Origin of the sequence: Streptomyces sp. NBC_01237 (assembly GCF_035917275.1) — a bacterium.
In the GTDB taxonomy this organism is placed as follows: domain Bacteria; phylum Actinomycetota; class Actinomycetes; order Streptomycetales; family Streptomycetaceae; genus Streptomyces.
The window spans coordinates 6,285,399-6,301,255 of record NZ_CP108508.1 but is presented as its reverse complement, the minus strand read 5'-3'; the positions used below and the strand labels follow the sequence as shown (position 1 = coordinate 6,301,255).

Annotated in this window: 13 protein-coding genes; 8 read left to right on the top strand and 5 right to left on the bottom strand. The window is 72.2% G+C overall.

The window, feature by feature from the left end; genetic code table 11:
• Positions 1-152: 152 nt before the first annotated feature.
• A complete protein-coding gene (locus tag OG251_RS28205) occupies positions 153-1,667 on the top strand; it encodes a maltokinase N-terminal cap-like domain-containing protein (protein ID WP_442818382.1) in 1,515 nt (504 codons plus the stop codon).
• Between the two features lie 66 nt (positions 1,668-1,733).
• Positions 1,734-4,124 (top strand): 1,4-alpha-glucan branching enzyme, encoded by a 2,391-nt coding sequence (glgB, locus tag OG251_RS28200; RefSeq protein ID WP_326679745.1) that lies wholly within the window; start codon positions 1,734-1,736, stop codon positions 4,122-4,124.
• Between the two features lie 67 nt (positions 4,125-4,191).
• On the opposite strand, the gene OG251_RS28195 is transcribed toward glgB, so the two are convergent.
• Positions 4,192-5,076, bottom strand: a complete 885-nt coding sequence (locus tag OG251_RS28195) for an NAD(P)-dependent oxidoreductase (RefSeq protein WP_326679744.1) — start codon at positions 5,074-5,076, stop codon at positions 4,192-4,194.
• Positions 5,077-5,173: 97 nt separating this feature from the next.
• On the opposite strand from OG251_RS28195, the gene OG251_RS28190 reads away from it, so the two are divergent.
• Positions 5,174-6,079 carry a TIGR04222 domain-containing membrane protein gene (locus OG251_RS28190; RefSeq protein ID WP_326679743.1) on the top strand — a complete coding sequence of 302 codons (906 nt, stop codon included), beginning with the start codon at positions 5,174-5,176 and terminating at the stop codon, positions 6,077-6,079.
• Here OG251_RS28190 and trxA read toward each other — a convergent pair.
• On the bottom strand, positions 6,073-6,414 hold the full coding sequence (trxA, locus tag OG251_RS28185) for a thioredoxin (RefSeq protein WP_326679742.1): 342 nt from the start codon (positions 6,412-6,414) through the stop codon (positions 6,073-6,075). The genes OG251_RS28190 and trxA overlap by 7 nt on opposite strands.
• Positions 6,415-6,417: 3 nt before the next feature.
• The gene (locus OG251_RS28180; protein ID WP_326679741.1) at positions 6,418-6,822 is read right to left on the bottom strand and encodes a MerR family transcriptional regulator; all 405 of its coding nucleotides are present in this window, start codon (positions 6,820-6,822) and stop codon (positions 6,418-6,420) included.
• Between the two features lie 192 nt (positions 6,823-7,014).
• On the opposite strand from OG251_RS28180, the gene OG251_RS28175 reads away from it, so the two are divergent.
• From OG251_RS28175 to OG251_RS28165, 3 genes are all read left to right on the top strand, one after another.
• Complete coding sequence (locus OG251_RS28175) at positions 7,015-8,478, top strand: glycoside hydrolase family 16 protein (protein ID WP_326679740.1); 1,464 nt, start codon at positions 7,015-7,017, stop codon at positions 8,476-8,478.
• 193 nt (positions 8,479-8,671) lie between these two features.
• Positions 8,672-9,664: a GlxA family transcriptional regulator gene (locus tag OG251_RS28170; protein WP_326679739.1), complete on the top strand. Its 993-nt coding sequence runs from the start codon at positions 8,672-8,674 to the stop codon at positions 9,662-9,664.
• Between the two features lie 122 nt (positions 9,665-9,786).
• Positions 9,787-10,413 carry a cysteine hydrolase family protein gene (locus OG251_RS28165; protein ID WP_326679738.1) on the top strand — a complete coding sequence of 209 codons (627 nt, stop codon included), beginning with the start codon at positions 9,787-9,789 and terminating at the stop codon, positions 10,411-10,413.
• A gap of 86 nt (positions 10,414-10,499) precedes the next feature.
• Here OG251_RS28165 and OG251_RS28160 read toward each other — a convergent pair whose 3' ends face one another.
• Both OG251_RS28160 and OG251_RS28155 read right to left on the bottom strand, forming a co-directional pair.
• A complete protein-coding gene (locus tag OG251_RS28160; protein WP_326679737.1) occupies positions 10,500-11,798 on the bottom strand; it encodes a peptidase in 1,299 nt (432 codons plus the stop codon).
• A gap of 173 nt (positions 11,799-11,971) precedes the next feature.
• On the bottom strand, positions 11,972-13,327 hold the full coding sequence (locus OG251_RS28155; protein WP_326679736.1) for a cation:dicarboxylate symporter family transporter: 1,356 nt from the start codon (positions 13,325-13,327) through the stop codon (positions 11,972-11,974).
• Positions 13,328-13,485: 158 nt separating this feature from the next.
• Between OG251_RS28155 and OG251_RS28150 the strand changes: the two genes are divergently transcribed.
• Both OG251_RS28150 and OG251_RS28145 read left to right on the top strand, forming a co-directional pair.
• Positions 13,486-15,177 carry a sensor histidine kinase gene (locus OG251_RS28150; RefSeq protein ID WP_326679735.1) on the top strand — a complete coding sequence of 564 codons (1,692 nt, stop codon included), beginning with the start codon at positions 13,486-13,488 and terminating at the stop codon, positions 15,175-15,177.
• On the top strand, positions 15,174-15,848 hold the full coding sequence (locus OG251_RS28145; RefSeq protein WP_266802728.1) for a response regulator: 675 nt from the start codon (positions 15,174-15,176) through the stop codon (positions 15,846-15,848). Before OG251_RS28150 ends, OG251_RS28145 begins: the two co-directional genes overlap by 4 nt.
• The last annotated feature ends 9 nt before the right edge of the window (positions 15,849-15,857 follow it).

The window sequence follows — 15,857 nt, the reverse complement described above, 5'->3', positions numbered from 1 at the left end:
CTTCCGGGCTCCTCCGGGCCCTTCGGGGCTCATCAGGTCGAGTCCGTACGGATCATCCTCACCCGACACGTCCCGCACAGCCGGACAGCCATTGCCGCAATCCGGGACACTCTTCGCATCCTGTGGTGTGCCCGGGGAAAGGACGCGATGCCATGTCGGAGACTGCATCCCCGCACGTCGCCCTGGCGAAGAGCACGACGGACAGGGCAGCGAAGAGCAGCGCGACGAGGGACAGCGCAACGAAGGACGGCGTGCCGGACAGCGGCCCGCCGGGCAACGACTCCACGAAGAACGGTCCGGCGGAAAGCTGCGCGACGAGCGGGGCGCTGCTTCCGTCACTCGCTCCCCTGCTCCGTGAATGGCTGCCCCGGCAACGGTGGTTCGCCGGCAAGGGGCAGCCGGTCACCGGCTTCTCCCTCCTCTCGGCGACCGAGATGCTGCCGGTGGACAGCGGCTCCACGGGGCCGGGTCTGCTCCATCTGCTCGTGCGGGTCCAGCAGCCGGCCCTGTCCGCCCGCACGGCCGACGACTGCTACCAACTCCTCCTCGGCGTACGGGCATCCCTGCCGCCCCGGCTCGCACCCGCACTGATCGGCCGGGTGACACAGGGGCCGCTGGCCGGGCGCACCGTGTACGACGGGCTGCACGATCCGCGGCTGGCGGGCCTGCTGCTGGAACGATTCCGCTGCCCGGGGGTGCTCGGCCCCCTCCGCTTCGACCGGACCGCGCCGATCCCGCCGGGGCTCACCCCCCGGGTGCTGGACACCGAGCAGTCCAACTCCTCGCTCGTCTACGGCGACGCGTACATCCTCAAGATCTTCCGCCGGGTCTTCCCCGGCACGAACCCGGATCTGGAGCTGCCGCTCGCGCTCACCCGCGAGGGGTGCGGACGGGTGCCCGCCCCGGTCGCCTGGTTCGAGGCCACCGCCCCCGAGCCGCTCACCCTCGGTGTGCTCCAGCCCTTCCTGCACGGCGCCCGGGACGGCTGGCAGCTCGCCCTGGGCGCGCTGGCCGAGGGCCGCGACTTCCTCCCCCAGGCGCGGGCACTGGGCCGGGCCACCGCCGAGGTGCACACCGCGCTCGCCGCCGCCCTGCCGACACCCGCGCTGGGCGGGTCGCAGACCCGGCACCTCGTCGCCGGGATGACCCAGCGCCTGGAGGCCGCCGCCCGGGCCGTCCCGGCGCTCGTGCCCTACGTCCCCGGGCTGCGCACCGCGTTCGACGCCGTCGCGGCCCTCGGGCACCAGGGCCGCGACTGGGCCGCGCAGCGGATTCACGGCGATCTCCACCTCGGCCAGACGCTCTGCTCCGACGACGGATTCTGGTCACTGATCGACTTCGAGGGCGAGCCGTCCCGCCCCCTTCCGGAACGCCGCCGCCCACAGCCGCCGGTACGGGATGTCGCGGGCATGCTCCGCTCCTTCGACTACGCGGCCCGCTCGCACCACCCGTGGAACGCGGAGTGGGCGGCGCACTGCCGTGCCGCGTACTGCGAGGGCTACGCGGAGGCCGCGGGCGCCGACCCGCGCGGCGAACCGGAGCTGCTGCGCGCCCACGAGACCGACAAGGCGGTGTACGAGGTGCTGTACGAGGCACGGCACCGCCCCGACTGGCTGCCGGTGCCGATGGCCGCCATCCACCGCCTGGCCACAGCCACCACGGTCTGAACGCCTTCTCCCCCTTCCCCTCCCCACCCCGCGCTTTCCCCGACACCCTCCGAGGAGGCAGTCCCTGTGACCGCCCGCAAGCCGTCCCGCAATCCGTCCCGATCCCGCAAGACGTCCGATGGCGTCGAGGTCCCGCCCGTCCAGCAGCCGGTGCCCACCGGGATCACCGCACCGGCCGCTGTCTCCGTGGCCGCGTCCCCCGCGACCGCCGACGCCGGCACCGCTGCCGCCCCGCCACGCCCCCGTCGGAGCGGCGGTCACGGTGTCCGGCCGGCGCCGCCCCTGGACGGCGGGGACCGGGGCCGGCTGCTGGCCGGTGAGCACCACGCCCCGCACGATCTGCTGGGGGCACACCTGACCCGGAGCGGGGTGGTGCTGCGGGTGCTGCGCCCGTTCGCCCACTCGGTCACGGTGCTCGGCCAGGGGCTGAGGACCGAGCTGCACGAGGACGGCGACGGCTTCTTCTCCGGGGTGCTGCCGGTGCCCGCCGTACCCGAGTACCGGCTCCAGGTGGCCTACGAGGACGACGAGATCGAGGTGCAGGACCCGTACCGCTTCCTGCCCTCGCTCGGTGATCTCGATCTGCACCTGATCGGCGAGGGCCGCCACGAGGAGCTGTGGACGGCACTCGGTGCGCGGACCATGGAGCACCAGGGTGTCGCCGGGACCCGGTTCACCGTGTGGGCGCCGAACGCTCGCGGGGTGCGGGTGAGCGGTGACTTCAACTACTGGGACGGCACGGGCTTCCCGATGCGTTCGCTGGGCTCCACCGGGGTGTGGGAGCTGTTCGTGCCCGCGGTCGGGGAGGGGACCCTGTACAAGTTCGACATCTGCCGGCCCGACGGTTCGCACACGCTGCGGGCCGACCCGATGGCCCGCCACGCGGAGGTGCCGCCCGCCAACGCCTCGGTGGTCACCGCATCGCACCACGAGTGGCAGGACGCGGAGTGGATGGCGCACCGGGGCGACCGAGCGGTGCACGAGGCCCCGTTCTCGGTCTACGAGGTGCATCTGCCGTCCTGGCGACCGGGCCTGACCTATCGTCAGCTGGCGGCGCAGCTCCCCTCGTACGTCAAGGACCTGGGTTTCACGCATGTGGAGCTGATGCCGGTCTCCGAGCACCCCTTCGGCGGCTCCTGGGGCTACCAGGTCACGGGCTTCTTCGCGCCGACCTCGCGCATGGGCACCCCGGACGACTTCCGGTTCCTGGTGGACGCGCTGCACGGGACGGGCATCGGCGTGATCGCCGACTGGGTCCCCGCGCACTTCCCACGTGATGACTGGGCACTGGCGGAGTTCGACGGGCGCGCGCTGTACGAGCACTCGGACCCGTCGCGGGCCGCGCACCCGGACTGGGGGACGCTGGAGTTCGACTTCGGCCGCAAGGAGGTCCGCAACTTTCTTGTCTCCAACGCCACTTACTGGTGCGAGGAGTTCCATATCGACGGGCTGCGGGTCGATGCCGTCGCCTCGATGCTCTATCTGGACTACTCCCGCGAGGACGGCGAGTGGTCGCCCAACGAGCACGGCGGCCGGGAGAATCTGGACGCGGTCGCCTTCCTCCAGGAGATGAACGCGACCGTCTACCGGCGCAATCCCGGGGTCGTCACCATCGCCGAGGAGTCCACGGCCTGGGACGGCGTCACCCGCGCCACGCACCATGCCGGCCCCGGCGGCTTCGGCGGTCTCGGCTTCGGGCTGAAGTGGAACATGGGCTGGATGCACGACTCGCTCGGCTACGTGGAGAAGGAGCCGGTGCACCGCAAGTACCACCACGGCGAGATGACCTTCTCCATGGTGTACGCGTACAGCGAGAACTACGTCCTGCCGATCTCGCACGACGAGGTGGTGCACGGGAAGCGTTCGCTGGTGAGCAAGATGCCGGGCGACTGGTGGCAGCAGCGGGCCAACCACCGGGCGTACCTCGGCTTCATGTGGGCGCACCCCGGCAAGCAACTCCTCTTCATGGGGCAGGAGTTCGCCCAGGGTGCCGAGTGGTCCGAGGGGCACGGACCCGACTGGTGGCTGCTCGACCCGTCGTACGGGGCGTCGCCGGACCACCGGGGCGTCCGCACGCTGGTCGGCGACCTGAACGCCGTCTACGGGGCGCTGCCGGCCCTCTGGCAGCGCGATACCGTGCCGGAGGGGTTCAGCTGGGTGGACGGCGGCGCGTCCGAGGACAACGTGTTCGCGTTCCTGCGGTACGACGCCGACGGCTCACCGCTGCTGGCGGTCTCCCACTTCTCCCCCGCCGTACGGCACGACTACCGCCTCGGTGTGCCCGGGGCGGTAGAGGCCTGGGTGGAGGTGCTGAACACGGACGCGGCCCGCTACGGCGGCGGCGACGTTCGCAACGAGGAGCCGCTGAAGCCGGAGGCGGTGGCCGCGCACGGCAGTCGGGCGAGCATCACGGTGACGCTGCCGCCGCTGGCGACGGTGTGGTTCCGGCCCGCCTGATCCACCGGAGGGCGCCGGGGGCCGCACCGCCGCGGTGGCGGGCGCGGCCCCTGACGTGAGCGTGGGTTCAGCGCTCGTCGAGCACCTCGACGATGCTCGACCAGGAATCGGGGCCGTGCCCCGCGGCGATGGCCCGCTCGGCGGCCGCCTTGATCGCGACGAGCTGCCCGGTGTCCAGACCCCGCCCCTTGGTGGTGTGCAGGATGTGATCGACGCTCGCGGTCATCATGGCGAGGTTGGCCCCGCTGCCCTCGTACACACGGGAGTGCACATCGGCGCCCGTGCGCTCCACGATGTCCGGGAGAATGCCCGCGATGGTGTTCAGGTAGGGGGCAAGCGCCGCGCCGTCGATGCCCTCGGCCCTGGCCAGCGCGAAGGCGTGGACGAGACCGCCCATGGCGCCGTAGAAGAAGTCCAGCATCGCCATGTCGTAGGCGGCGGCGAGACCGTGGTCCTCCCCGAGGAAGGCGGCGGGCTCCCCGATCGCCCTGAGCGCGCTCCCGCACCTGTCGAACACGGCCCGCTCACCGGCGTAGAGGACCAGCGCCCGCGCCGTGCCGACCACCCCGACGGGGACCATGACCGCCCCGTCCAGATAGTCGAGGGAGTGCTCCTTCGCCCAGGCGGCGGCCTCCCGTGCGCGCTGCGGAATGTCGGAGCCGAGGTTGATCAGGACGCGCCCGGCCAACGCGCCGGCCAGCGGCGTGAGGACCTTGTCCGAGGCGTCGTAGTCGACGAGGCAGACCACGACGAGTTCACCGGCCCGGACGGCCTCCTCCGCGGAGGAGGCCCGCACGGCGCCCCGCGCCACGAGCTGCTCGCCCTTGCCGGTGGACCGGTTCCACACGGCGGTGGGGTGACCGGCGTCCAGGAAGGCACCGGCCAGGGCCTGGCCCATGGCGCCGAGACCGAGGACAGTAATGGGTATGGGGGAGTTGTTCGCATGCGTCATGAGCACGATGGTCATCGGGCGAACACGGCTTGCATAGAACGCACTTGGATGTCAGATGCTGACAATCGGGTAAGTAACCAGCTCAGGGGGGCACCGAGTGGGCACAGCCACATGGACCGCGATCGTGTCGGCCGACGGCGTGGGCGTGGCGGCGCTCTGCGCCCTCATGCTGACGTTCTCCGGGCGGCGCTTCGGCCGCTCGGGCCGCGCCCCGGTCAGGGATCTCGACCCGTACGAGGTGGCGTACCTCGTGGGCGGCCCGCCACGCGTGGTGGAAGCGGCGCTCCATGAGGTGTGGGGCAGCGGCGGTGGGGTCGCCCACCACAACGGACGGCTCCGGCTCCCCCCGCCCCCGGAGGGACGCGACGCCCCCGTGGAGCGCGCGGTGATCACGGAGTGGGGAGCCCCGGGCGGCACCGCACCCGCACGGCTGCGGGCGCGTGCGGTGCGCAGCGGCCCCGTCCGGGAGACCGGGGACCGGCTCGTCGGCGACGGCCTGGTGCTGCGCCCCGGGCGTGCGCGGGCGCGTCGGCTGGCGGGACGGGTGCTCGCCGGCGCGGCGTGCGCGACGACGGCGCTGGCGGCGTGCGCTCTCGTACGGGGCCTTCCGCACCCCACCCCCCTGCTCGCCATCGCCGCCTGCGGCTGGGCCGTCCGCTCGGCGTGCCCCACCCGGGGAACGCTGACCCCGGCGGGACGCCGCCACCTCGTCCGGATGCGGCGGACCGCTCCATGGGCCGCGTCGGACCTCGGAGCCGTGGTCTTCGGCGAGCGGAGCGGACTGCCCGGGGAGCCTCCCGCAGGCCGGTTGCACCACGGGGCCCATCCCGGCCTGCCGTCGGTCGGCCGGACGCTGATCAAGCTCGGCAAGGCCCTGGACCGCGAGGACGAAAGACACCCCGGCCCGGGTGCGGACGACAGAACAGGTGATCACGGCGGCCTGTCCGACGCCCCCGCCCACCACAGCTGCGGATCGGGCAGCAGCTGCGGCAGTTCCTACTGAGGCGCGAACACGTCCTCCAGTTCCTGGAGCAGCTTTCGCTTCGGGCGGGCGCCCACCATCGACTTCACCGGTTCGCCCGCGCGGAACACCATCAGGGTCGGCGTCGAGAGCACTCCGTACCGCACGGTGATGCCCGGGTTGCGGTCGACGTCGAGTTGGACGATCTTGAGCCGGTCGGCGTCCTCCCGCGCGATCGCGCTCAGCACCGGGGCGAGCTGGCGGCAGGGGCCGCACCAGTCGGCGGTGAACTGCACCAGGACGGGCAGGCCGGCCGCCAGTACCTCCTGGTCGAAGGTCTCATCGGTGACGTCGGCGACACCTTCTGCATGGATCATCTGTCATCCTCCCAGTTCACAACGTGGTTCCGGACCGCCGGGCAGCTCGGCGGACGCTTCGAGTTCCGCCCGTGCGAGCTGTGCGCCGACCTCCGTACGGACCGTGCGCAGCTGCTCGATGAGCGCGTCGAGTTCGCCGAGCTTGCGCCGGTAGACGGCGAGCGAGGCGGGGCAGGCGTCGCCCGCCGGGTGACCGGCGCGCAGGCAGTCGACGAACGGCCGGGTCTCCTCCAGATCGAACCCGAAGTCCTGAAGGGTCCGGATCTGCTGGAGCATCCGCAGGTCGCTCTCGTCGTACGTGCGGTAGCCGTTCACCGCGCGCCGTGCCTGAAGAAGTCCGCGTGACTCGTAGTAGCGCAGAGTCCGCGTCGTCGTCCTGGCCCGCTCGGCCAGCTCACCGATTCGCATGCGCCGACGGTAATCCTTGACGCGGACGTCAAGGCAAGGACGACCGACCCCTCACCTTCCGCGAGGGGTCCGTTGCTCTGTGCATTCAAGAAGTTAAAAGTGCGGCGCCATTGACGACTCCTTCGTGTGCATCTACAAAAACTGAGAGCGCTCTCAGAAAACTCACCAGCACCACCTCACCGGAGGTGTCCCTTGAGCACGAGCCGCATCCCCCACAGACGCACCACCGTCCTCGCCGCACTGACCGCGTCCGCCCTCGCACTCGCGGGGCTGGTCACCGTCCTCGGGTCCGGGTCCGCTCGGGGTGACGTACCGCCCGCCCCGGGCTGGAGCCTTCAGTGGAGCGACGACTTCAACGGCGCCGACCGCTCGCTCCCCTCGGCCGCGAACTGGCAGATCGACACCGGCCACTCCTACCCCGGCGGGCCCGGCAACTGGGGCACGGGCGAGGTCCAGAACTACACCTCCAGCCCCGACAACCTCAGCCTCGACGGCAACGGCAACCTCCGGATCACCCCGCTCCGGGACGGTGCGGGCAACTGGACCTCGGGCCGGATCGAGACCAGGCGGGCCGACTTCAAGGCTCCGGCCGGCGGCACCCTGCGCATCGAGAGCCGCATCCAGATGCCGAACGTCACCGGAAACGCGGCGCTCGGCTACTGGCCCGCCTTCTGGGCGCTCGGATCCCCCTACCGGGGCAACTACTGGAACTGGCCGGGCATCGGCGAGTTCGACATCATGGAGAACGTCAACGGGATCAACTCCGTCTGGGGCGTGCTGCACTGCGGGGTGAACCCGGGCGGCCCGTGCAACGAGACCAGCGGCATCGCCAACAACAGGGCGTGTCCGGGGGCGAGTTGCCAGTCGGCGTTCCACACGTACCGCTTCGAGTGGGACCGCTCGGCCACACCGAACGCCCTGCGCTGGTACGTGGACGACCAGCTCTTCCACACGGTCACCCAGAACCAGCTGGACGCCGGCACCTGGGCCAATATGACCGACCACGCCGGGTACTTCGTCCTGCTCAACCTGGCGATCGGCGGCGCGTTCCCCGACGCGCTGGCCGGGAGGACCCCGACCGCCGACACCGTCCCCGGCCGCCCCATGCTCATCGACTACGTCGGTGTCTGGACCCGTGGAGGCAGCGGCCCCACCGATCCCCCGGACCCGACCGACCCGCCCACCGGCTCGTCCACGCTGGCGCTCCGCAGCGGTGGCGGTCTCGGCGCGGCGCAGTCCACCGCATCGGCCGTCACGCTCGCCCCGGCGGGCGGCGCCAACCATGACGGCACCCCGCACAGCCCGCAGACCTTCACCGCCTCCGGCGTCACCAGGACGTACGACGGCGGGTCCACCCAGTTCGACCTGCTCGTCGACGCGGGCACCGCGATCGCCAACGGGCAGCAGGCGAAGGTGAGTTACGACCGCACGGGCGACGGCACCTGGGACCGCACGGAGACGTACGCCTACTTCCCGACCGACCCCGTACCCGGCTACGAGCACTACACCCGGAGCCGGGGTCTGAAGTCCTCGACCGGAAGCCACGGCAATCTGGTGAACGGCACCGTGAAGGTCGAGATCTGGAACGCCATCGGGAACGGCTCCAGCACCGTCGGGGTCGGCAATCAGTCCGTCGTCCGCATTCCCTTCGGCTGACGGGTCCCTTCGGCTGACGGGCCCCTTCGGCTGACGGGTTCGCGCCTCGGTGATGCGTGGCCGGTACGGGGACTCCCGCACCGGCCACACGTCGTTCCCGGTCGGCGAGGGACGACCGCGCCTGGCCCGGCGTGTCCGGATGTGACAGGGAATCGTCATTGCGGTCATCGTGGGCGGACCCGAGGATGGACGCATGCCCCTTCCCCACCGTGTCGTCATCGCGGTCTTCCCCGATGCCGATCTCCTCGACGTCACCGGCCCGGCCGAGGTCTTCGCCCTGGCCAACCGGGAGACCGCGGGCCGCGCCGGGTACGAGGTCCGCCTGGCGGGGCCCGCCGGGGGCGAGGTGCGGACCTCGGCCGGTGTGCGGCTGCTGGCCGACCTGTCGTTCTCCGAGGTCGGCGGCCAGGTGGACACGCTCCTGGTGCCCGGCGCGGTCGACATGACCGAGGACGGCCCCACCGCGCGCATCGACCAGGACGTCGTGGCCTGGGTGAGGCGCACCGCACCGCACGCCCGGCGGGTGGCGTCCGTGTGCGTGGGCGCTCACCTGCTGGCCGCGGCCGGACTCCTCGACGGGAGGACGGCGACCACCCACTGGTCGACCGCCGCCCAGCTCGCCGCCGACCACCCGGCCGTCACCGTCGACCCGGACCCGATCTTCGTACGGACCGACCGGGGGCGGATCTGGACCGGCGCCGGGATCAGCGCCTGCCTGGACCTCGCGCTCGCCCTGGTGGCGGAGGACCAGGGCGAGGACGTCGCCCTGGCGGTGGCGCGGCAGCTGGTGATGTACCTCAGACGGCAGGGCGGCCAGAGCCAGTTCTCCGTGCCGCTCAGCCGGCCCGCCACCTCCCGCCGCGACATCGACGAGCTGCGCCTGTGGATCGCCGAGCACCTCGACGAGGACCTGTCCGCGGAGGCCCTGGCGGCCCATATGTGCCTGAGTGAGCGGCACTTCGCCCGGGTGTTCAAGCAGGAGACCGGCGCGGGCCCGGCCGCCTACGTCGAGGCCGCCCGGGTCGAGGCGGCCCGGCGCCTGCTGGAGACCACCGACTGCCCGCTCGACCGGGTCGCGGCCGCCGCCGGGCTCGGCTCGGTCGAAACCCTGCACCGGGCGTTCAGACGGCAGCTCTCCACCACCCCGGCGGCCTACCGCCGCCGCTTCCGTACCCGGACCGCCTGACCCTCGCCGCCCACCCGCCCCGTCCCGCCCCTACGCATGCGACGCCGACAGCGTCGCCCTGCGTCCTTCCGCCATGCCTCATCGAGCCGAGGCATGCCTCGTTCCCCTACGAAAGGCACACCATGAGCACCGACCAGCACCCCTCCACGACCCTGCGCGACGTGATCGGCCTCGACAGCCGGCCTGCCGCGCTGAGCGACTCCGTCCTGATCCTGATCGACTACCAGAACACCTACCGCACCGGCGTCATGGCCCTGGAAGGCGCCGAGGAGGCCCTCACGGCCGGTGCCCGTCTGCTGGAGCGCGCCCGTGCGGCGGGCACCCCCGTCGTCCACGTCATCAACGACGGCGGCGAGAACACCCCCTACGACATCCGCGCCCATATCGGTGCCCTCAGCGACGAGGTCGCGCCGAAGGACGGCGAGGCGGTCGTGGTCAAGCAGTTCCCCAACGCCTTCCACCTCACCGAACTGGAGAAGACCCTCACTGGCCTGGGCGCCGCTCCGGGCAGCGGGAAGGCGCTGGTCCTCGGCGGCTTCATGACGCACATGTGCGTCAACCACACCGCCCAGGGCGCCTTCAACCTCGGCTACCGCCCCACCGTCGTCGCCGAGACGACCGCCACCCGCGCGCTCGCCGCCCCCGACGGCACCGTCCTGCCCGCCGCCGCGCTGCAGACGGCTGCCCTCACCGCGATCACCGACCTGTTCGGCACCGTCGTCCCCACCGTCGACGCCCTCCCCGCCTGAAACGGGACCCGCCGCCGGGCGGCAGGGCCGGCACCCTGCCGCCCGGCGGCGGCGACGTCACTTGGGAGGCGTACGGGGGTACGGGGCTACTTCCGCACCCCGGTCCGCCTGCGCATCGCGTAGAAGATCCCGCCGCCCGCCGCCACGGCCGCCGCCGCCGCGCCGATCACCGGCACCGTGGAGTCCGACCCGGTCGACGCCAGGCCGCCGCCCGTCGTCGTCTGCGAGCCGGTGCCTCCGGTGGACGTGGAGCCGCCGGACGACCCGGCCGAGGAGCCCGTACCGCCGCCGGCGGCGGAGCCACCTGTGGTGGACGAACCACCCGAGCCGGACGGACCGCCGGAACCCGAGCCGCCCGAGCCGCCCGAGCCACCGCTCGTACCGCCGCTGCCACCGCCCGGACCGGCGGTGATCACGATCTCGGCGGTGTCATTGGCCGCGTTCCTGTCGAAGGGCCGGGCCTTCCCGCTGAACGACACCTTGCCCACCGCCTTCTTCACGGCCTTGTCGATCCGGAGCACGAAGGGGTACGACTCGCCGCCGTTCTCGTCGACCCAGGACTGCGAAGTCCCGCACCGGTAGTGCGACGCGGTGACCTTGTGGCAGAAGCCGTGCGGCTTCACGACCGACGTCCCGGCCGGTATCCGGATGTCGACGGTCGCGGCACCCTGGCCCTGTTCGAGGTAGACCCAGCCCGGCCCCTCGTTGGTGAACTTCACCTCGGCGGTGACCTTGTCGCCCACCTTGCCGGTGACCTTCGCCCCGGACAGCGCGTAGTCGGCGGTGTTGTCCGAGGTGACGTCGGCCACCGCGTAGTCCTCGGAGTGCTTCTCGCGTTCGGCCCCGTCGGCCGGGCCCTTCTCCACCAGTTTCAGCGGGGCGCCCGTGCCCGGTACGGGGTCGGGCCCCCCGTCGTCGCCCGAGGGGGACGGCTCGGTGCCCCTCACCGTCATGTAGACGTCGTCGTACAGCGCGGAGTCCAGCGCCCTGAGCCCGACCGGCCGCTCGGGGACGTAGACGACACCGGGCTTCAGCGGCTGGTCGATGGCGCAGACCGCGTAGTGCGAGTCGGGGTTCTCGTCGTGGGAGGAAACGGTCCCGTAGCGGCAGTTGGAGTACGAGTCGGCGGCACGGAGACCCGGCGACACGGCGTAGGAGACCCAGACCTTCGCCACCTCCTCGGTCCCCTTGTTCAGCACCGAGAACGGCATGCCGAAGCCTTTGCCGGGCTCGGCTCCGGTGATCCGGGCGAGATTCCCGATCCCGAGGTCGGGCTCCCCCTCGTCGGCGAGCGCCGGTGTGGCGCCCAGCCCGATCAGCGCGATCGCCGCGAGCGAACCGACTCCCCCGCGCAGGATGCGACGGACGGTCTGGGTCTGGTTCATATGGGGTCCTCTGTGTGACGCGTGACGGAACTCGTTACCTGTACGGAAGACACCCGCCGTCCCTCCGTGGTTGTACCGCTGTTCAGCAACGGGCCGGGGCAGCCGGGCCGTTGACGGTCCCGCTGCCCCGGCCCGGGTGGCCGAGGACCCGATGACGTCCGTGTTCCGGAGTGTCAGACCTTCGCCGGCAGCTTGCCGTCCCCGCGCGGCTCCGGGACGTCCGCCGCCGGGGCGTGGTCGTCGACGAGCGTCCTCTCGTCGAAGGGGACCTTGCCGGAGAGGACCCGGTCCACGCGCTCCTTGTCGATCTCCTTCGTCCAGGTCCCGACCAGGACCGTGGCGACCGCGTTGCCCGCGAAGTTCGTCAGGGCGCGCGCCTCGCTCATGAAACGGTCGATGCCGACGATCAGGCCGACGCCGTCGACCAGATCGGGGCGGTGCGACTGGAGGCCGCCCGCGAGGGTGGCGAGACCGGCGCCCGTGACACCCGCCGCGCCCTTCGAGGCGATCACCATGAAGACGAGGAGCGAGATCTGCTCGCTCGCGCTCAGCGGGTCCCCCATCGCGTTGGCGATGAACAGGGAGGACATCGTCAGGTAGATCGCGGTGCCGTCGAGGTTGAAGGAGTAGCCGGTCGGCACGGTGATGCCGACGACCGGCTTGCTGACACCCAGGTGCTCCATCTTCGCGATCAGCCGCGGCAGCGCCGACTCGGAGGAGGAGGTGGACAGGATCAGCAGGAACTCGCGTCCCAGGTACTTCAGCAGCGAGATCAGGTTGACCCCGGCGACCAGCCGCAGGATCGTGCCGAGCACCACGAAGACGAACAGCGCGCAGGTGACGTAGAAGCCGATCATGATGATCGCGAGGGACTTCAGCGCGTCCAGGCCGGTCTCGCCGACCACCGCCGCCATCGCTCCGAACGCTCCGACGGGGGCCGCCCACATGATCATGGCGAGGATGCGGAAGACGAGGCGCTGGATGTGGCCGATGCCGCGCAGGACCGGTTCACCGGCCGCGCCCATGGCCTGGAGCGCGAAGCCCGCGAGGAGCGCGACGAGCAGGGTCTGGAGCACTTCGCCCGCGGTGAAGGCGGAGACCATGGTGGTCGGGATGATGCCGAGCAGGAAGTCCACGGTCGACTCACTGGCGCCCGCCGCCTGCTTCTCACCTGCGGCACGGGCCGCCTCGGTGAGGTGGAGACCCGAGCCGGGCTCCAGGATGTTGCCGACGATCAGGCCGATCGCGAGGGCGACGGTCGACATGACCAGGAAGTAGCCGAGCGCGAGCCCGCCGACGGCACCGACCTTGGCGGCCTTGCGGACGGAGCCGACGCCGAGCACGATCGTGCAGAAGATGATCGGGGAGATCATCATCTTGATCAGGTTCACGAAGCCGGTTCCGATGGGCTTCAGCTCCACGGCGACCCCGGGGGCCACGAAGCCCACGAGAACGCCGAGAACCACGGCACCGATCACGGCGATGTACAGATAATGGGTTCGGTCCCGCTGAGCGGCTGACACTGCCACGGGGGCCTCCTCGGCTCGGTCGTGGGCGCTCCCCGTCCCTGGGGGCTCCGGTGACTATCCACCTCCCTGTGACCCCGGTCACCCTTGCGTTCATATCGTTCACAGGCGCTTTCCGGCCATCGGCGGACCGGCCGGCCGGGGCAGGCAGACTGGGGGCCATGCGCCTCCCCCGTACCCGCCCCCGCAGCCTGGCCGGCCAGCTCTTCGCCATGCAGGTCGTGCTGGTGGCCGCCGTGGTCGCCGGATGCGCGTTCTTCGCGTACGTCTCCGGGAGCGGGCAGGCCGAGGAGACCGCGACGAGGCAGGTACGGGCGGCCGCCATCGCGGTGGCCGGTTCCCCCTCCGTACGGGAGGCCATCCGCACCCCGGACCCGTCCGCCGAACTCCAGCCGTACGCGGAACAGGTGCGCAGGGACACCGGGATCGCCTTCGTCACGATCATGGACCCGGACGGGGTGCGCTGGACGCACCCGGACTCCGGGCTGATCGGCGACACCTTCCTGGGGCACACCGAACAGGCGCTGCGCGGCGAGACGTTCACGGAGACGTACACCGGCACGCTCGGGCCCTCGATACGGGTGGTGACACCGGTCCGCGACGGGGGGAGGATCACCGGCCTGGTCAGTGCGGGCATCACCGTGGAGCGGGTCTCCACCCAGGTCCGCGACCAGCTGGGCGCGCTCGGCCTCGCGGCGGGCGGTGCGCTGGCGCTCGGCGGGCTCGGTACGTATGTGATCAACGCCCGGCTGCGACGGCACACCCACGGCATGAACGCCGCCGAACTGAGCCGGCTCCACGACTACCACCAGGCCACGCTGCACGCGGTGCGCGAGGGGCTGCTGATGCTGGACGGGCGGCGCCGGATCGCACTGATCAACGACGCGGGCCGGGAGCTGCTGGGCCTGGCGCCGGGGGCGGTCGGCCGGAAGGTCGACGAGCTGGCGCTGCCCGCCCCGTTGACCGGGGCACTGCTGGATTCCGAAGCGCGGGTCGACGAGCTCCATCTGACGGCGGACCGGGTGATCGTGGTCAACACCCGCCCGGTGGTGGGCGGCGAGCGGCGCGGCACGGTGGTGACGCTGCGGGACCACACCGAGTTGCAGGCGCTGTCGGGCGAGCTGGACTCGGAGCGCGGGTTCACGCAGGCGTTGCGTTCCCAGGCGCACGAGGCGGCGAACCGGCTGCACACGGTGGTCTCGCTGATCGAGCTGGGCCGGGTGGAGGAGGCCGTGGGGTTCGCCACGGCCGAACTGGAGCTGGCGCAGGAGCTGACGGACCGGGTCGTGGGCGCGGTCGCGGAACCCGTGCTGGCGGCGCTGCTCCTGGGCAAGGCGGCGCAGGCGAACGAGCGGGGGGTGGAGCTGGTGCTGGCGGACGACAGCCTGATCGACGACGGGGCACTGCCGGGCGGCCCGGCGCAGCGCGATCTGGTGACGATCCTGGGGAATCTGATCGACAACGCGGTCGAGGCGGCGTCGGAGGCGGCGAGCGGCACCCCGGGACGCGGCGCGGGCCCCGACGCCGTCCCCGCACCCGGCACCGGCTCCGTCCCCGCTCAGCGCGGCTCGTCCCGCGCCCGGGTCACCGTGACCGCCCTCGCCGTGGACGGCCTGCTCCTGTTGCGGGTCGCCGACACCGGGGCGGGCATCGGCCCGGACGACGCGGCCGAGGTGTTCCGGCGCGGCTGGTCGACGCACGGCGCCGGGCGCGGGCTCGGCCTGGCGCTGGTGCGGCAGGCCGCGCACCGCAACGGCGGCACGGTCGAACTGGACCGGGGGCCGGACGGCGGCGCACGGTTCACGGTCCGGCTGCCCCTCGGGGACCGTACGGCGAAGGAGGTCACCGCATGATCCGGGTACTGGTGGTGGAGGACGATCCGGTGGCCGCCGACGCCCATCAGCTGTACGTGGGCCGGGTGCCGGGTTTCGAGGTGGCCGCCGTGGCGCACACGCGGGCGGAGGCGGTGCGGGCGCTGGACCGTACGCCGGTGGATCTGCTGCTGCTGGATCTCTATCTGCCCGACGGGCACGGGCTGCAACTGCTGCGGGCGCTGCGGGCGGCCGGTCACGGGGCCGATGTGATCGCCGTGACGTCGGCGCGCGACCTCGCGGTGGTCCGGGAAGGGGTGTCGCTCGGGGTGGTGCAGTACGTGCTGAAGCCGTTCACGTATCCGACCCTGCGGGACCGGCTGGTGCGGTACGCGGAGTTCCGGGCGGCGGCCGGTGAGGCGAGCGGGCAGGAGGAGGTGGACCGGGCCCTGGGCGCACTGCGCGTCGCGCATCCCGCCTCGCTGCCCAAAGGGCTGAGCGGTCCGACGCTGGAGGCGGTGACCCGGGTGCTGCGGACGGCCCCGGACGGGGTGACCGCGGCGGCCGCCGGGGAGGAGCTGGGGATCTCGCGGATCACCGCGCGCCGTTACCTGGAGCATCTGGTGACGGTGGGCAGCGCCGCACGGCGTCCGCACTACGGTCAGGTGGGGCGCCCGGAGCTGCACTACCGGTGGCTGGCGCACGGCCGCTGACACCACGGG